At 51.2% G+C, this 16,778-nt stretch carries 13 protein-coding genes and 2 pseudogenes; 7 read left to right on the top strand and 8 right to left on the bottom strand.

Translation table 11 applies throughout. The features are described 5' to 3' along the window. The first annotated feature begins 1 nt into the window (after nt 1). The 3 genes from alaC (at nt 2) to iraP (ending at nt 2,975) form a co-directional block, all read left to right on the top strand. Complete coding sequence (alaC, locus tag GTU79_RS19880; protein WP_203523613.1) at nt 2–1,243, top strand: alanine transaminase; 1,242 nt, start codon at nt 2–4, stop codon at nt 1,241–1,243. A gap of 188 nt (nt 1,244–1,431) precedes the next feature. Next, entirely contained in the window at nt 1,432–2,292 is an 861-nt protein-coding gene (locus GTU79_RS19875) for a CPBP family intramembrane glutamic endopeptidase (RefSeq protein WP_214513302.1), read from the top strand. A gap of 380 nt (nt 2,293–2,672) precedes the next feature. After that, on the top strand, nt 2,673–2,975 hold the full coding sequence (gene iraP, locus GTU79_RS19870) for an anti-adapter protein IraP (protein ID WP_203523611.1): 303 nt from the start codon (nt 2,673–2,675) through the stop codon (nt 2,973–2,975). 174 nt (nt 2,976–3,149) lie between these two features. On the opposite strand, the gene azuC is transcribed toward iraP, so the two are convergent. Continuing rightward, the gene (gene azuC, locus GTU79_RS31540; protein ID WP_420854196.1) at nt 3,150–3,206 is read right to left on the bottom strand and encodes a stress response protein AzuC; all 57 of its coding nucleotides are present in this window, start codon (nt 3,204–3,206) and stop codon (nt 3,150–3,152) included. Between the two features lie 202 nt (nt 3,207–3,408). Then, nucleotides 3,409–3,887: pseudogene (locus tag GTU79_RS19860) on the bottom strand (carboxymuconolactone decarboxylase family protein). Nucleotides 3,888–4,135: 248 nt separating this feature from the next. Between GTU79_RS19860 and GTU79_RS19855 the strand changes: the two are divergent. After that, nucleotides 4,136–4,477 (top strand): hypothetical protein, encoded by a 342-nt coding sequence (locus GTU79_RS19855; protein WP_203523608.1) that lies wholly within the window; start codon nt 4,136–4,138, stop codon nt 4,475–4,477. 1,171 nt (nt 4,478–5,648) lie between these two features. Here GTU79_RS19855 and frc (GTU79_RS19850) read toward each other — a convergent pair. From frc (GTU79_RS19850) to GTU79_RS19830, 5 genes are all read right to left on the bottom strand, one after another. Further along, entirely contained in the window at nt 5,649–6,896 is a 1,248-nt protein-coding gene (gene frc, locus GTU79_RS19850; protein WP_203523606.1) for a formyl-CoA transferase, read from the bottom strand. A gap of 92 nt (nt 6,897–6,988) precedes the next feature. Continuing rightward, entirely contained in the window at nt 6,989–7,426 is a 438-nt protein-coding gene (locus GTU79_RS19845; protein WP_203523605.1) for a PAS domain-containing protein, read from the bottom strand. 5 nt (nt 7,427–7,431) lie between these two features. Continuing rightward, nucleotides 7,432–8,709, bottom strand: a complete 1,278-nt coding sequence (gene frc / locus GTU79_RS19840) for a formyl-CoA transferase (RefSeq protein WP_203523604.1) — start codon at nt 8,707–8,709, stop codon at nt 7,432–7,434. Nucleotides 8,710–8,728: 19 nt separating this feature from the next. Further along, a complete protein-coding gene (gene oxc, locus GTU79_RS19835; RefSeq protein WP_203523603.1) occupies nt 8,729–10,474 on the bottom strand; it encodes an oxalyl-CoA decarboxylase in 1,746 nt (581 codons plus the stop codon). Between the two features lie 54 nt (nt 10,475–10,528). Continuing rightward, a complete protein-coding gene (locus GTU79_RS19830; protein ID WP_214513301.1) occupies nt 10,529–11,851 on the bottom strand; it encodes an OFA family MFS transporter in 1,323 nt (440 codons plus the stop codon). Nucleotides 11,852–12,387: 536 nt separating this feature from the next. On the opposite strand from GTU79_RS19830, the gene GTU79_RS19825 reads away from it, so the two are divergent. The 3 genes and pseudogenes from GTU79_RS19825 to istB all read left to right on the top strand — a co-directional run bounded on the left by GTU79_RS19825 (nt 12,388) and on the right by istB (nt 15,543). Beyond that, nucleotides 12,388–13,284, top strand: coding sequence for a LysR family transcriptional regulator (locus tag GTU79_RS19825; protein ID WP_214513300.1), 897 nt, complete (start codon nt 12,388–12,390; stop codon nt 13,282–13,284). Nucleotides 13,285–13,585: 301 nt separating this feature from the next. Next, entirely contained in the window at nt 13,586–14,764 is a 1,179-nt protein-coding gene (gene istA, locus GTU79_RS19820; RefSeq protein ID WP_203524015.1) for an IS21 family transposase, read from the top strand. Continuing rightward, nucleotides 14,764–15,543, top strand: a pseudogene (gene istB / locus GTU79_RS19815) (IS21-like element helper ATPase IstB). The gene istA and the pseudogene istB overlap by 1 nt, the downstream one beginning before the upstream one ends. Before the next feature lie 46 nt (nt 15,544–15,589). Here istB and GTU79_RS19810 read toward each other — a convergent pair. Further along, entirely contained in the window at nt 15,590–16,087 is a 498-nt protein-coding gene (locus GTU79_RS19810; RefSeq protein WP_203523602.1) for a trypsin-like peptidase domain-containing protein, read from the bottom strand. Between the last annotated feature and the right edge of the window lie 691 nt (nt 16,088–16,778).

Here is a 16,778-nt window from a genome sequence, read left to right as displayed (position 1 = left end):
TATGGCCGAATCCGGTTCACCACGGCGTTTTACACGCATCGATCGTCTCCCCCCTTATGTATTTAATATCACTTCCGAGCTGAAAATGGCGGCGCGCCGTCGCGGTGAAGATATTATCGATTTCAGCATGGGCAATCCCGACGGGCCGACACCGCCGCACATCGTGGAAAAACTCTGCACCGTGGCTCAGCGCGAAGATACCCATGGTTATTCCACCTCCAGGGGCATTCCGCGTTTGCGGCGGGCGATTTCGCGCTGGTATGGCGATCGCTATGGGGTGGAGATCGATCCTGATAGCGAAGCAATTGTCACCATCGGGTCGAAAGAGGGCCTGGCGCACCTGATGCTGGCCACCCTTGATCATGGCGACACGGTGCTGGTGCCCAATCCCAGCTACCCCATTCATATATATGGCGCGGTGATCGCCGGCGCGCAGGTACGTTCCGTACCGCTGGTGGAGGGCGTGGACTTTTTCCGCGAGCTGGAGCGGGCCATTCGTGAAAGCATTCCCACCCCGAAAATGATGATCCTCGGCTTTCCCTCAAATCCCACCGCTCAATGCGTCGAGCTGGATTTTTTCGAGCGGGTGGTGGCGCTGGCGCGCCAGTATGGGGTCCTGGTGGTCCACGATCTGGCCTATGCCGATATTGTGTATGACGGTTGGAAAGCGCCTTCCATTATGCAGGTACCGGGCGCTAAAGAGATTGCGGTGGAATTCTTTACCCTGTCAAAAAGTTACAATATGGCGGGGTGGCGCATCGGGTTCATGGTGGGGAATGCCGAACTGGTCAACGCGCTGGCGCGCATTAAAAGTTACCACGATTACGGCACCTTCACACCACTGCAAGTGGCCGCCATCGCCGCGCTGGAAGGGGACCAGCAGTGCGTGCTGGATATCGCCGAACAGTATCACCAGCGCCGGGACGTGCTGGTGCGCGGTCTCCATGAGGCGGGCTGGATGGTGGAGAATCCCAAGGCCTCCATGTATGTCTGGGCGAAAATCCCGGAACACTATGCCGCCATGGGTTCGCTGGAATTCTCCAAAAAATTGCTGTCGGAGGCCAAGGTCTGTGTCTCCCCCGGGATCGGTTTCGGTAATTACGGCGATACCCACGTCCGGTTCGCCTTGATTGAGAACCAGGATCGTATCCGGCAGGCGGTGCGGGGCATCAAAGCCATGTTCCGCGCCGACGGGCAATTGAAACCCAGTTCCGCCAAACACGTCGCCGATCAGGCATTATGAGAATACTGCAACCGGGCTATGCCCGGTTGAGCCATTAGATATTCCTGTTAGGCTCCAGCTCATCAATATAAAGAATTCATTACGCAGAAATCCGGCTTGTAAAAGCACTATTGCCGTCCGGTTTACAATTCATCCCACATTATTGACTATTCCGCTTCGTTTTTTATTATTTTATAGGATGCAACGCTATGTGGGTACTTCTGGCCGCCGCACTCACCTGCGGAGCCTTCCCCCGTTTGGATCGGCGAATCACCGCGGCTGTTTTTTTCACGGCCTTGCTCCTGGCGGTGTATGAAAAGATTTTGGGCTGGCCGGCGATACTGGCGCTGATTTTCTTCCTATTGACGGCGGCGGCTAAAAATTTTTTCCGCAGCAGCCGAGCATTCACCGTCGGCGGCGAAGTCCTTCTTTTACTTTGCAGTCTGGGATTGTTTATGCACCTGTTCCCGGGTTTTCATAATCCCCGCGTCGTCGACAATATAGCCATAGGTCCCTTGAGCGCCCGATTCAGTTTGTATCTCAATATTGATAAAGCATTGGTGCCGGTCTTGCTGCTGGCATGTATGCCCACATTGTTATCAAGACCAGTGCCGACGCATCCACGCTGGTTTTATTGGGCGGGACTGGCACTGAGCATATTTGCCTTGCTCTGTCTGGCGACCCTGCTTGGCGGGCTTCGTGTTGAGCCCCATTTTCCCCCTTGGCTGGGTTGGTTTATTCTGTCCAACTTTTTTTTTGTCGCCCTGGCGGAAGAAGCATTGTTTCGTGGTTATCTGATGCAGCGTTTACAGGACTGGACTCATAATCCCGCCATTGCCCTGGGCGTATCGTCGCTGCTATTCGGGTTGGCGCATACAGCCGGCGGCTGGATGTTGGTACTGTTTGCCACCCTGGCCGGAGTTATTTATGGTTTGGCCTGGTTATGGAGCGGCAAATTATGGGTTTCGACGTTGTTTCATTTCCTGCTTAATCTGATACATCTGTTATTTTTACCTATCCTTTTATCGGCCCGGCGGATAAACTTTTGTCAAATTTATAGCGTCATATAACATCCCCAGACCTTCTCATTGCCCAAGCGATCACCTTTTCCCGGCCGGAAGAAACCCTTAGAAGCGAATCGTCAAAAACTCGCCTGGAGATAGCTCCTTATCGCTGGCGCTCTTTAATCCCGGCTGAAAAGTTGTTTCGCAGAAAGAATGATTAAGGAGATGTTATTACATAAGATAATTTAATGTTTAGTATGATTGGCAGCAGAGTTTCATCTTCGCGAAAGGTAGCAGAACCGGACGGATCTAGTGATTGGGAGAGCTTTGATGTGAATACTTACAGTCCGTGGATGTGATCTTAATCATTAAAAGAGTATCATGATCAGGCTATGTTTGGGTTGTGACAGTGTCGTTACCGCCTTTTTTTTTTCGAGAAATATAATATGCAAAACCTTGTCATTGATATCCTGAGAAAATTGGCGAAAGTTGATGCCGCTACCAAGGATTTGATAGCGCAAGTCGAGGCTCAGTCCCTTCTTTTAGCCGCGCTAATGCTAACCGTGGGTAAAGGAAGCTCTCCAGTAATGGCGACCAATATTGAAAAAGCCATACTGTCCGCTGCCAGCGCCAGCGAAGAAATACTGCAAACGGACGTTGATTTGCTGTTGTCGCATTTTGTCCGCTTGATTTCGGTTTCGCAATTCGTTGAAGTGAATGGTGAGGAAGCTAACGCCGAGAACTCGTAAAACGGGTTTGATCCCTTAACCAAGCCATTGCGTAGCGACGTGATGGCCGGAGCAGGTTCCCCCCCGATAGACGCTTAATACTTCCGCAAAGAGAAAGTAGGCGGGAAAAAGCAGCATCAGCGGGGTAGAAGCATAAAAAAAGCTGCCGCAGCAGCTTTTTTTATATGTGTGGTCTTAAAACATCGCGCCAGGCGGCACATCTTTTACAGTGTTAAGATATGAAGCCAGCATTTTTTTCAACAAGTTACGTAATTTCATCTGTCCAGCCCGTTTGGCAATGTAATATGAATGTCGTCTACGCATTAATAGTATGATCTGCGTCACATAAAATCAAGTTTATGTGATGTGCATCACAATTTTTTTGCTGTTTCTATCCATTCAGACATGTATTTGCGGGTATCAGGGGCTTTAGGAAGACTGGTGCCGTTCAGAGTTAATTTAACCCGGCCTTACTCAATCCAAAGGCGGCGTCCGCTGAGCCCGGGACCGTTCTGAACGCCACGTTCAGCCGGTTCCAACCATTGATGGCAACGATTAAAAGCTGAGATCCGACACCTCTGCTTCGGAGAGCTGCGCGCGCACCGCTTCATAGATGACGTCGCTGACGCCGTGCGTTGAGGGGGTGGTCAAGGCCTCGGTCCATTCTAATGCGGCCTTTTCCCTTGGCGTAAACAGCGTTGACTCACGCCAAATGGCAATATGGTATAAACGCAGTTCACGCTCGCCATGAATTTTCGCTTCCTTGACATGCATGTCGAGGCAAAACCCACAGCCATTGATTTGCGAAGCCCGGATGGTCACCAGGTGGCTGAATTCTTTAATGACGGGTTTGGCGGCCAGGGCCGCATTGAAGTCGAGATATTTCCCGGCAAATCCGGCCGACAGCTTGAAGTAATCTAAACGTTGACTCATATCGTTACCTATTCAAAATTTTTGTGAAGCACTGGTCTGAGAAAATCGCCATTCAAGGTATAGCGGCCAAACCAGAACTGTTTTAACGCCCAGTGCCACTATGCGGTAGAAGTAAAACGGGCAACAGTGACAAGAACCGCGTTTACGCCTGGGCCATGAATGAGTTCGATACGCCATGCTTCAAACGCGCTATCTGGCGGTTTTGCCATGGAATGCTATGATGTGAAAAATTTTCCCGGAAACCCCTTATGAAGACATTGATACTTGCATTGTTATTAATAGTCACGGCGGTGCCTGCTTTCGCCAGCGTTACCTATACGAAAGAAAATCTCACTACTTTGTATTCAAAAGGAAAGCTTCCCAAGGTCGGTCCGGCGGTAACAATCGATGACACCGCTATGGATTTTAGCGAATGCCGCAACCAAGGGAATGAAACCTATACCTCGTCCATCGGCAACTACCCCGCCAAGGTAATCATCGATTCCGGCGTACTTTATACCCTTAAACTGTGGAAAGAGAACGCGCTGATAGTCTTCAATTGTTCCAGAACGGACGGGAAAAGGACAATGACCCAGGCTGATTATCAATAAAGGAATCTTGGAAATGAATAATATCGCGGGCTATTTAAAACGAATAACCTGGCTATGGATTAAAATAGGAAATTATTATATTCTGGAAATCTATCGGGTTATTTTGTTGACCTCAAGGTATTATTTGCAATGAAATGTCACCGTTATATTTCGACGAGTTTCCGATATACAGACCCACCATAGAGTATGGTTTTCTTTATCATGTTTCTGCGAGCGTTTTTCTGTGCTATCAATGTAAAGCAGATTTGCATTATAAATACGGGCTAAAATAGATGGTGAAGGAGACGAAGTAACTCATTGATAAAATTCAAGGTTGGCAGCATCGCAGTCATCCGGTGTTCATATTTTAGGCGATTATATCAAAAGAAAAATGCCTTAACAAATCGAAATTTTAGGCTACATTATCGCTTTATCTAGGGTAATATGCCCTGAGCCTGCCTTGAGCCTATGATAATAAATCGGCCTAGGTTGGCTTCACGATGTTTCCATTGAATTATTTTCACGGGATTTTATGCCCCGATAAAACAAGCTAATCATTACTTCCTTTGAAAACGATATAATTTGAATATAAAAACCACAAATCAAACTGAATATTGAGAACGAAATCAGCGTATATAGCCCTTGGATATTGAACGTGTCAGCGATCAGGCCGAAAACAATACTCATCAATCCCAAAAGCCGACAAAAGAATGTAACGTTTTATCGTCGATTTGCGCTTGAATGTGAATTTCGCGTTGGCAAAAATGAGAACGTCACGGCGAAGGAGAAGCCGATGACGTTGCATATGGCTTGGTTGTTAGTAAACTCATGACGGATTATCGCAAAACCGCCCAGTGTATTAACGTATTGACTATCCCAACGGATACATAACGATAAAATAATCTATTCATATCAAAGAAATAAAAAAAATAATTTACTCATTGTATCTCATTGAGAGCAAATGTCCATGGAATGTAATGGACATGGCGGGGTCGCCGGTGAAGGCCTGGCTCCCATCGGCGCCGATGGCGGTGCCCGCCGGTCTGCGGGCTAAAGATGGCCAAAAGATAAAAGGGCAGTTGGAACTATCAGTGAAAGAAGGGACATTATTCATTCAAGGAACGGCGTAATCTACTTAAGCAACAAGCGACTACGCCTGTGTGGATAACCCTGATATCAACACTACTCCTTATCAAATCACGTTTTTGTTGCGCAGGGCCGCCACCGCCTCGTCGCCATAGCCCAACTCACGCAAAACCTGAACCGTATGTTCGCCGCGCAAGGGCGAAGAGGTGATGTCCACCGGGCTGTCAGACATCTTAATGGGCATGCCAACCGTCGTGTATCTGCCACGTACCGGATGATCGACCTCGACGATAGTGCCATTGGCGCGCAGGGCGTCATCCTCGGCAATCTCCTTCATTGAGAGAACCGGGCTGCAGGGTATGTCATAATGGTTAAGAATTTCCATAGCCTCGAATTTTGTCTTGGTTATGGTCCATTGCTCGATGCGCCCGAAGATCGATTTTAATTTGGGCAGGCGGGCGGCGGGCGTTTTGTAGCCTTCGTCCTCAGCCCAACTCTCTTCGCCGATCACTTTGCACACCGCCGGCCAGACCGCTGCTTGGGTGATGAAGTAGATGTAGGCGTTGTGGTCGGTTTCCCACCCCTTGCATTTGAGAATCGATCCCGGCTGGCCGCCGCCGGAGGCATTGCCGGCACGGGGCACCGCCTCGCCAAAGTGGCCATCGGGGAATTGTGGATACTCATCCAGCACACCGGTACGTTCCAGCCTTTGTTGGTCACGCAGTTTGACACGGCATAAGTTGAGCACCGCGTCTTGCATTGACACCGACACTTTTTGTCCGCGCCCGGTAGCGTGACGCTGGTAAAGGGCACAGACGATGCCAAGGGCGAGATGCAGGCCCGAGCCGGAATCGCCGATCTGCGCACCTGTTACCACCGGCGGTCCATCGTCGAAGCCGGTGGTTGACGCGGCGCCGCCCGCGCATTGCGCTACGTTCTCATAGGATTTGCAATCCTCATAGCGACCCGGCCCGAAGCCCTTGACCGACGCGAGGATCATGCGTGGATTGGAGGCGTGAATATGCTCCCAGGTTAGACCCATGCGGTCCAGCGCGCCGGGAGCAAAGTTCTCAACCAGCACATCACAACGTTTGACGAGGCTGTCTAACACCTGTAGGCCCTCGGGTGTCTTGGTGTTGAGCGTGATCGCACGTTTGTTGTGGTTAAGCATCGTAAAGTAAAGACTGTCCGCATCGGGAATGTCGCGCAATTGCTTGCGTGTCGCGTCCCCCTCGCCGACGCGCTCTATCTTGATCACATCGGCGCCCATCCAGGCGAGCAACTGGGTACAGCTCGGGCCGGACTGCACATGGGTAAAATCTATAATTCTTATCCCGTCCAATGCCTTGCTCATGAAAATTTCCCTCGAATTAATTCCGTATATTCATCCGTTTTGCTCACCCTGAGAGCATGCCAACACGGCCGGTCCGCCTAATAAGCCGCCTGCTACGAAGGCGACTGAGATTGCACCTCGGCTTCCGCTGCGGCCAGACGTTTGCGCAATGCGCGTTCCTCACTGAAGCGGGCGGTCTCATCGCGGATGACGGCGACGATTAACGCAGGCTTGCTGTCCTCCCCAGGCAGCAAAGCCACGGTGAACGCGATGGAAATGGTGCTGCCATCACGCTTTAAGGCCGGCACTTGAAGAAGTGATGTACCGTACTTCGTCATGCCGGTATGCATGGTCTGGTAGTAGCCAGACCAGTGCCGCTGGCGTTGCCGCTCGGGAATGATGATGTCGAGCGAGGCGCCTAACGCCTCGCCGGCGGTGAAGCCGAACAACCGTTCGGCGGCCGGGTTCCAGGCGGTGATGGTTCCGGAAACATCGGAAATAACGACCGCGTCGCCAATCACCGTCAGGAACTGCTCTAGAGTGAGTGCCATGGCGCTTATACTGCTTTGGATGTGTGAATGACCGCAATCTGCTCTTTTGAGTAGCCCAGTTCAGCCAGCACTTCGTCGGTGTGCTCACCCAGCAGCGGCGAGGCGGTCACTTCAGGCTTGAGATCGGAGAATTTGATCGGGCAACCGACGGTCCAATAGCTGCCGCGCACTTTGTGCGGTACCTCGACGATGGAACCGCTCGCCAGCAGTGATTTATCGTGCAGCAGTTCTTTCATCGACATCACCGGCGCACAGGGGATGCCGAACTTACCGAAATAATCCACCGCTTGATACTTGTTCTTGCCCGCGGTCAAAATGAAATGTTCAATGGCGGCAAAAATATCCATAATGTGCGGCTGACGCGCCTTCGGCGTCGTGTAGGCGGGGTCTTCCCTCCATTCCGGACGCTCTATCGCGTCGCAAATAGGGGTCCATACCAGGTCTTGTACCGTAAAGTAGATGTAAGCGTTAGGATCGGTCTCCCAGCCCAGGCACTTGAGAATCCAGCCAGGTTGGCCGCCGCCGCCGGCATTGCCGCCGCGCGGTACGACGTCCGTGAAGGGTTCATGGGGGTACTGCGGATACTCTTCCAGGTAGCCCACTTTGTCCAAACGAAGCTGGTCGCGCATCTTGACACGGCAGAGGTTGAGTACGGCGTCTTGCATGGCACAGGCGACTTTCTGCCCTTTGCCGGTCTTCTGGCGGCCAATATAGGCGGTAAGGATTCCGATGGCCAAGTGCATGCCGGTGTTGCTGTCGCCTAATGCCGCCGCCGAAATTGTCGGACCGGAATTTTCTCCCTTCCACCAGCCGGTGGTGGAGGCTGCACCACCGGCACATTGTGCAACATTCTCATAGGCCCTCAGGTGTTCGTAATGATGACCTTCGCTAAAACCCTTAACAGAGGCGAGAATCATGCGCGGGTTCAGTTCTTGAATGTATTCCCAAGTGAAACCCATTCGATCCAGCGCGCCGGGACCGAAGTTCTCAACCATCACATCACTCTCTTTGATTAGCTTAATCAGGACGTCCTTGCCTTCGGGCTTCTTGGTATCCAGCGTCAGTGAACGCTTGTTGCTGTTGAGCATGGTGAAATAAAGCGCGTCCGCATTGGGAATATCGCGCAATTGATTACGGGTTATGTCACCTGAGCCAGGACGTTCGATTTTGATCACGTCCGCGCCGAACCAGGCCAGCATTTGTGTACACGCAGGGCCGGCTTGAACATGGGTGAAGTCGATGATTTTAACGCCGGCCAAAGGTAAACTTTTGTTATTACTCATAATATAATCTCCTTAGTCTTTATTTCCTGATCGCTTTAGCGGGGTTCAGGTTGGTGATACGGCCGCTTTCGGTGCCGGCCGTCTCGTCGATAGCGGCATTAATAAGCGTCGGCTTGCCGGAGGCGATTGCCTCTTTCATGGCGTTATGCAACTCATCGGTGGTGGCGACCTGCACGCCCACGCCGCCAAAAGCCTGCATCATCATGTCGTAGCGTGCGTTCTTGACGAATACCGTGGGCGCCATATCGGCCCCGCCAGAGCCATTCTTGTCAGTACCTTTGTAAATGCCGTTGTTGTTGAACACGACGATGCACACAGGCAAGTTGTACCGGCAGAGGGTTTCAACCTCCATGCCGCTGAAGCCGAAGGCTGAATCGCCCTCAATAGCGATAACCTGATTGCCTGTCACTACGGCGCCCGCGACGGCGAAGCCCATACCTATGCCCATGATCCCCCACGTTCCCACATCCAAACGCTTGCGCGGCAGGTACATGTCCACGATGCTGCGGCCAAAATCGAGGGTGTTGGCCCCTTCGCTGACGACAATGGCTTCCGGATTGTCCTTGACTACCGCTTTCACTACGCTCAGTGCGCTCTGGAAGTTCATTGGCGACGGACGGGCAGCCAATGTAACGGCCATCTTGCCGAAGTTTTTCGCCTTGCGGTCTGCGATGGCGCCGGTCCATTCAATGGATGGTTTGGCCCAGTCGCTGCCGATGCCGTTCAACAAGGCGCTCACGCAAGAACCGATGTCGCCTATGAGCGGCGCGTCGATGGCCACATTGCTGTCAATCTCGGTGGGGGCTATATCGATCTGTATGAGTTTTTTCGGCCCTTTTTCCTGTCCCCACGTCTTGCCTTTACCGTGGGAGAGCAGCCAATTCAGGCGGGCACCCACCAGCAGAACCACATCGGCTTCCTGCAATACATAGGAACGCGTAGCTGCGGCCGACAGCTCGTGGGTATCCGGCAGCAGACCCTTGGCCATGGACATCGGTAGGTAGGGGATGCCGGTTTTTTCCACCAGCGCGCGGATATCGGCATCAGCGCGCGCGTAGGCAGCTCCCTTGCCCAGCAGAATGAGCGGTCTCTTGGCGGTTCTGAGCAGATCAAGCGCGCGCGCAACCGAGTCAGGTGCGGGCAGCTGTCTCGGCGCAGGGTCTACCACCTTAATCAAAGATCCGCGGCCTGCCTCAAGCGGCAGGGTTTGCGAGAACAGCTTGGCCGGCAGATCCAGGTAGACCCCGCCGGGACGGCCGGATACGGCCGCACGGATAGCCCGGGCAATACCTACGCCGATATCTTTCGCATGCAGCACGCGAAAGGCGGCCTTACACAGCGGTTTGGCGATGGCAAGTTGATCCATTTCTTCATAATCGCCTTGCTGCAAATCGACTATCTCGCGCTCGCTTGAGCCGCTGATCAGAATCATGGGAAAACAGTTGGTCGTCGCGTTGGCCAGGGCGGTCAGGCCATTCAGAAAGCCAGGGGCGGAAACAGTCATGCAGATGCCTGGCTTACCGGTTAGGAAACCCGCTGCCGCCGCAGCGTTACCGGCATGCTGCTCGTGACGGAATGATATAACACGCATGCCTTCAGCCTGGGCCATACGCAGGAGATCGGTAATAGGGATTCCAGGCAAGCCGAAGATAGTATTGATGTCGTTCAGTTTGAGCGCATCGAGGAAAAGATGAAATCCGTCAATCAATACAGGAGTTTCAGATACTGCATCAATTTCGGTGTCAATTTCGCTGATAGAAGACATAGTGACTCTCTTTAATTTGCTATGTTATTAGGTTCTGTAATAAATCCAGGTGGTTTATGCTTTGTGCGTAAAATGCGTTGAGATCAATATTCCATCCGCTTCCTTCCAGACGGGAGGATGTTTCCATAGCGGAATGAGAATGAAACCAGAAAGTAAAGCCATCACTGAAGAGACGATAATGGTGAAAGGATGACCATAGGTGGTAATTAAATAAGCGGATAGCACACCGCCATATATCCCGCCCAGCCCCTTGGCTGTGGCATACAACATGCCATAATTGGATCCGGAAGCGACTTCGCCATAGTAATAGCCTACGATGGAAGCAAATAGCGAGTACAGCGCCCCCCAGAAGAAGATGGATATAATACAGCTGCTGATAAAGCCCGTTGAGCTGCCTGCTTCAGCAAAGAACAGCGCTACCAGCGAAAACAGGCCGCAAAGGATATAAAAACCCGTCATCGTTTTGCCGCCCCCAATTTTATCAGCAATCCAACCGCCAATAACTCGGCTTAGACCGCTGGTAATGGCAATCCCAACGGTTACAACCGTTCCCGCAGTCACACTGAAGTGGAACGCTGCTGCAAATTTGATGCTATTAGAAATAAAGGTCAAACCCGCTGATGAGGCTAAAACGAAAGAGGCAACCAACATCCAGAACTGCCACGTGCGCATTGCTTCCCCCATACTGTACTGCTTGTCGCAAGGTCGTTTTGCCGTTTTGTTCTTGGCGGTCATCGACGGCGCAAATTGGTTCCAACCCTTCGGCGGATCCTTCATAAAAAGGCCGGTGATGATAATGACGCCAGCGATAATCGCAGTCATAACGTAAATCACGCTAAAAAAGGTACTGTCCGGGGCACTGTCTGGTATAGCCTGAATAGGAAAAATAAAAGGAATGGCACCCCAGGAGAAAGCAGCGGATATGATACCTATTGTGATGTTTCTATGGTCAGGGAACCACTTATTGCAGGTCGTCACCGCCGCGTTGTAGACGAATCCGCAGAAGAAACAACCGATACACCAGACAATGAGAATGATGCCATAAGAGAAAGTTTGGCCATATGCACAGATCAGAATGCCCAGCCCCGAAACGATGCCGGCGACGACAGAAACAATCTTTGGTCCAAACTTGTCGCGTAGAATCCCTCCAGGCAATGTACCGAATGCCTGGAAAATGACAAACGTAGTAAACATCAACGAAAGTTTAGTTGGCTGCCAGCCATAGATTTTTGCAAAATGCGGCGCAATAACCGACCAGGCATATTCATAAGGACTAATAACAGACATTGCCAAGAAAGCCAACACAAAAAGCCACCATCGGCTGAAACCTAATATTTCTTTGTTTGTACGATTCTGCGTAGTTATAGTCTCACTCATAACAGTATCTCCTAAATTAGGAAGCTTTAAAACATAAGGTTTAAAGTGAAACACGCAAGGAAACATTCAACGAAAGAAATGACAGCTTATTCGCAGTGTGTTGCACTCAACGCTTATACTCATTAACTTGAATATGCAGTATCACGCCAGCGGAAACTGTGCTCAGCTCTACTGAATGAAACACAGGATTCTGCAAATCCCTCGATATTTATTGACCCGTTTACATAGCGAATCAGAATGGTTTGATATAACCGCAATATTTTAAATTTCCGGTTTTGAATGTTATTCAACTGTAGCGCATTAATAACAAAATGGAATCCATCTGTTACTATGGGCGCCCGTCACTGTTTTATTCATCATTTCTTTCTTCTTTTGCGTTTTATTAAATAAATTTGAGAGGTGTTTCTAATAATTTTAATGATTATTTAATTAGTATCGAAACACCAAGGCTCTTCATCCTGTTTCTGGTGTTTATTAAGACCCATGGAAACCGAATGGGGAAATGTTTTTTTTTACTCTATCGATGATTTTAAATCATGAATATCTCAAATATATCTTTAAGGCAGTTACGTATTTTTTTAGCGGTTGCCGATCATCATGGCTTCAGCCGTGCGGGCAACATGCTTTCTTTGACGCAATCAGCCATGAGCCACAGTATCGGTGAGCTGGAAAATGAGCTGGGGATCCGATTATTTGATCGTACCACCCGGGAGGTTCTGTTGACGAAAGAGGGGGCCGATCTGGCGGAAGAGCTTCGCCATTTAATGGGTGAACTCGCCAACACGCTGTCTAATGCCCAGCTCCGGAGCGAGCGGCACCGTGGACTGGTGCATGTGGCCACCAGCCCGACTATTTCAGCAGGAATTATGCCTGACTGCATTACGCAGGTTGTGGAAAATTATCCACAAATCAATTTGATAATACATGATCAGGTGCAGCAACAGACTTTACAGATGGTGGTGAATGGCGAAGTTGATTTTGGTGTGATTATCGAGCCTTCCGTGCCCTCAGATCTTTACACCGAGACATTCATGGAGGAACCCTTTTGTCTAGTGCTGCCTGAGACCCACGAGATTGCGCGTCAGAAACAGGTAAATTGGAGTGACTTGCAGAATCAGGAGCTGGTGTTACTGGATTATGCCTCCGGTAGCCGGCCCTTGATCGATAATGCGTTGATTCGTCATGGCGTCACTCCCCGAGTCATTCAGGAACTGGGACATGTAACAACAATATTTCGTATTTTGCAGTCTGGTATCGGGGTTTCGGTCATCCCACAACTGGCTTTGTCATCCCTTGAAGGGTCCGGCCTGGCTACACGTCAGCTGTGGCCATTGGAGAACCGGCGCCTGCAGCTGGCGCGCCGGCGCAATCGTTCGCTCTCCCCGGCGGCGACTGCGGTATGGACGTTAATCCAAAATTGGTGCCAGACCTGAGACGGCAGCTCCCTGACAATCAATAAGGGATGTTTAGCCGGCTTAAAAAAAATGGGTCATGGTCGGCCCAAATAGACCCTGGATAGTCATCTGAATCAGCTACGTGTTTCCAAGCTGACCCAGCGGGCAATCTCCTGATAAGGAACAAATATGGTTTGATTCCTTTGAGGATGCGTTGCGGTAAATATTCCCACCACCTTTGTCGGCATCGCTGATATAAGGTCGTAATTCATCGGAAAAGTTGTCCACTCCACCCAACATGGTCTTTCTTTAAGGTTCCGACACCGAAAGAGGAAGCGCCATGTTAAGCAGAGAGGACCACCTAATGATAAAACAAATGCGCATTCATGGCGCTTATATTATCGACATTGCCCGTCAGATTGGCTGCTCAGAACGCACGGTCAGGCGGCACCTGTCCGAGCCTGAACGTCCTCGCCGGACGTCTTCACGACGGCGTATGAGCAAACTTGAACCTTACATGGCTTTTATCGATATGCGCCTGAGTGAACATGTCTGGAACGCGCAAGTGATTTTCCAGGAAATCAAGGCGCAAGGCTATGGTGGCGGGACCACCGTGCTGCGGGAATATATCCAGCCCAAACGCCGACTCCGGCATGGTCGTGAAACCGTCCGCTTCGAAACGCAGCCCGGTTATCAGTTGCAGCACGACTGGGGTGAAGTGGAAGCAGAAGTGGCGGGCCTGCCATGTAAAATCAACTTCGCCGTCAATACGCTGGGCTACTCGCGCCGCTTTCATGTCTTCGCCGCGCCCTGCCAGGATGCGGAGCACACTTACGAATCGCTGGTGCAGGCGTTCGGTTACTTCGGCGGCTGCGTGAAAACCGTGCTGGTTGATAACCAGAAGGCGGCGGTGCTCAAACACGATAATACCGGCGAGGTTATCTTCAACGCCGGCTTCCAGTCGCTGGCGAAGCACTACGGCTTTATCCCCCGCGCCTGCCGGCCTCACCGGCCCAGGACCAAAGGGAAAGTGGAGCGCATGGTGGGTTATGTGAAACACAACTTCTTCGTTCACTATCGCCGGTTCGACAGTTTTGCGCACGTCAATCAGCTCCTGACCCAGTGGCTGGCGCAAGAGGCCGATCAACGCGACCTGCGCCAGTTCCATCAGACACCGGCAGAACGGTTCGAGGCGGAAAAAACCGCCCTGCAACCGTTGCCCGCCGGTCCGTTCGATACGAGTTATCACGATATCCGCCAAGCGGCCTGGGATGGCTACATCGACGTGCGGGGCAACCGCTACAGCCTGCCCGAAGCCTGGTGCGGGCGCCAGGTTACGGTACGCATTACCCTGGACGACGAGTTACGCGTCTACGGCAATGACGAGCTTATCGCCCGCCATCCGTTGTCACCGGCCACCGCCGGATGGCAGACGGTGCCGGAACATCACCAGGCGCTGTGGCAGCGGACCTGCCAGGTAGAGCAACGACCGCTGGATGCCTATGAGGGACTACAGTGATGAACGAACTGGAAAACCTACTGACCCGGCTGAAAATGGACCATCTGAGCGGCGCGGTGGAAAACCTGCTGGAGCAGGCCACGAAAGAAGAACTGAACTACCGGGAGTTCTTGATCCGCGCCTTGTCACAGGAATGGAACGGGCGCCGTAGCCGGGGCCTGGAATCACGGCTCAAGCAGGCCCGGTTACCCTGGATAAAACGCTGGAGCAGTTCGACTTCACCTTCCAGCCGGGAATAGATCGCAAAGTGATCCGCGAGTTGGCGGGACTGGCGTTCGTGGAGCGCAATGAAAATGTTATCTTGCTGGGTCCGCCGGGGTGGGAAAACCCATCTGGCGGTGGCCCTGGGCGTCAAAGCAGCGGATGGCGGTCACCGGGTGCTGTTCACGCCGCTGGATAAACTGATGGCAACGCTGCTCAAGGCCAAACAAGAAAACCGCCTGGAGAGGCAGATCCAACTGTTAAGCTATAGCCGGGTGTTGATCCTGGATGAAATCGGCTATCTGCCGATGACGCGGGAAGAGGCGAGCCTGTTCTTCCGGCTACTGAATCGGCGTTATGAAAAAGCGAGCATCATACTGACCTCGAATAAAAGCTTCGTGGACTGGGGAGAAGTGTTCGGCGATAACGTGCTGGCATCGGCGATCCTGGACCGCTTACTGCACCACTCAACCACGGTCAATATAAAGGGGCAAAGTTACCGGCTGAAAGATAAACGCAAGGCAGGAATGTTATCGGCAAAGAGTGCGTCAGATGACGCGATAATGAGCGGACGTTAAAACGATAAACAGTGGACAACGGAAACGTTGAAAAGGGGCCACCACTTCACGATGTTGACACCTTGCCATCATCCGTATAAACCGGACCACCGCTCATACCCTGTATGCCGCCCGCGCTACTGAGAGCAACGTAGCAGCTCTGTTTTGGCTTGGCCCACCAGCCAAACGCGGCTATAGCGCCGGAGGACGAAGTGGGCTCGGTGGTATATGCGTTATAGCCATACATTTTGACATGCTCTCCCGTAGTGGCTGGGGCCAATTGGGGAATGGACTTGCCATGATTGTCCTGATAGATCAGCGCCACGTCGCACAGAGGATTGTAGGCTTTAACCTCTAACATCATTATCCTGGCGACATGACCCGCTGTCAGACTGTAATTTTCCGTTATCGGGAAACTTGAACCCACTGCGCCGGCCAGAAGCGGGATGCCAATGAAGTGTAAATCTGCTTTTTGCTCGGCCTGTTTGTCAACGTGGTATTGCCCCACGGCGCTACAAGCTAGAAGCGTTTGGCCCATAAAGACAATCATCAGAGTCTTGGTCATATCAAGAACCTTTAGTCAGAAGCGAATGTATAACCGGTTGATAATCCGCCTTTATCGGCATTTTATCGTTGTAACCGGAAAGCGAATACAGGCTGTAACAAAGGTCATCCAGACTCAGTGGCTATAGTTGGGAGGGTCAAAGGGGTTCTTTATTGCCGAACTTCTGTCAACAGGGTCAGGCTCGATGTTGGCCAAGCCTCAACGCCGTTGCTGCACGGGTTCCGGCTCGTTAAAGATAGCTGAGATTTGTATGATGTACAAAAAATTGATGAAATTTTAACCAAATCTTAATCTTTGCAATCCTGGAGCCCTCTTTTAAAACTGAATAGATAATTATGGCTTTAAAACTCTCATTTTGATATTGACTATATTTGCCGAAAATGGTTTTGCTTCAAAGGTAGATTCTACCCAATTATTTTCAGTAAACTGACCTTTAGTTCATTTCTCGCGATAGGATGACATCGGTGCAGTTTACGACCCTGGCACCTCCGCCAGTATTCGAGGAAAACAAACCAGCGCCGCAATTGAGACAAAATGGTTTTATTACAGACCTTGTTACTCCATTCAGTTGCAGACCGAACCCATTCGAATTGCTGCTTATATATTTAGCATATACGCGGCTGCAATTAAATATGCTCACTCCTTGGTAGGTTGTATTTGATACATCAGATGACCCTCTGCTTCTCCTTCA

It is taken from the genome of Sodalis ligni (assembly GCF_016865525.2).
GTDB lineage: Bacteria > Pseudomonadota > Gammaproteobacteria > Enterobacterales > Enterobacteriaceae > Acerihabitans > Acerihabitans ligni.
Note: the sequence above shows the minus strand (reverse complement) of the source record. Positions and strands in the feature narration are given on the sequence as shown.

Coding starts and splice junctions, on each gene's coding strand:
- alaC (WP_203523613.1), top strand. CDS start 2: ATGGCCGAATCCGGTTCACCACGGCGTTTTACACGCATCGATCGTCTC.
- GTU79_RS19875 (WP_214513302.1), top strand. CDS start 1,432: ATGTGGGTACTTCTGGCCGCCGCACTCACCTGCGGAGCCTTCCCCCGT.
- iraP (WP_203523611.1), top strand. CDS start 2,673: ATGCAAAACCTTGTCATTGATATCCTGAGAAAATTGGCGAAAGTTGAT.
- GTU79_RS19855 (WP_203523608.1), top strand. CDS start 4,136: ATGAAGACATTGATACTTGCATTGTTATTAATAGTCACGGCGGTGCCT.
- frc (WP_203523606.1), bottom strand. CDS start 6,896: ATGAGCAAGGCATTGGACGGGATAAGAATTATAGATTTTACCCATGTG.
- GTU79_RS19845 (WP_203523605.1), bottom strand. CDS start 7,426: ATGGCACTCACTCTAGAGCAGTTCCTGACGGTGATTGGCGACGCGGTC.
- frc (WP_203523604.1), bottom strand. CDS start 8,709: ATGAGTAATAACAAAAGTTTACCTTTGGCCGGCGTTAAAATCATCGAC.
- oxc (WP_203523603.1), bottom strand. CDS start 10,474: ATGTCTTCTATCAGCGAAATTGACACCGAAATTGATGCAGTATCTGAA.
- GTU79_RS19830 (WP_214513301.1), bottom strand. CDS start 11,851: ATGAGTGAGACTATAACTACGCAGAATCGTACAAACAAAGAAATATTA.
- GTU79_RS19825 (WP_214513300.1), top strand. CDS start 12,388: ATGAATATCTCAAATATATCTTTAAGGCAGTTACGTATTTTTTTAGCG.
- istA (WP_203524015.1), top strand. CDS start 13,586: ATGTTAAGCAGAGAGGACCACCTAATGATAAAACAAATGCGCATTCAT.
- GTU79_RS19810 (WP_203523602.1), bottom strand. CDS start 16,087: ATGACCAAGACTCTGATGATTGTCTTTATGGGCCAAACGCTTCTAGCT.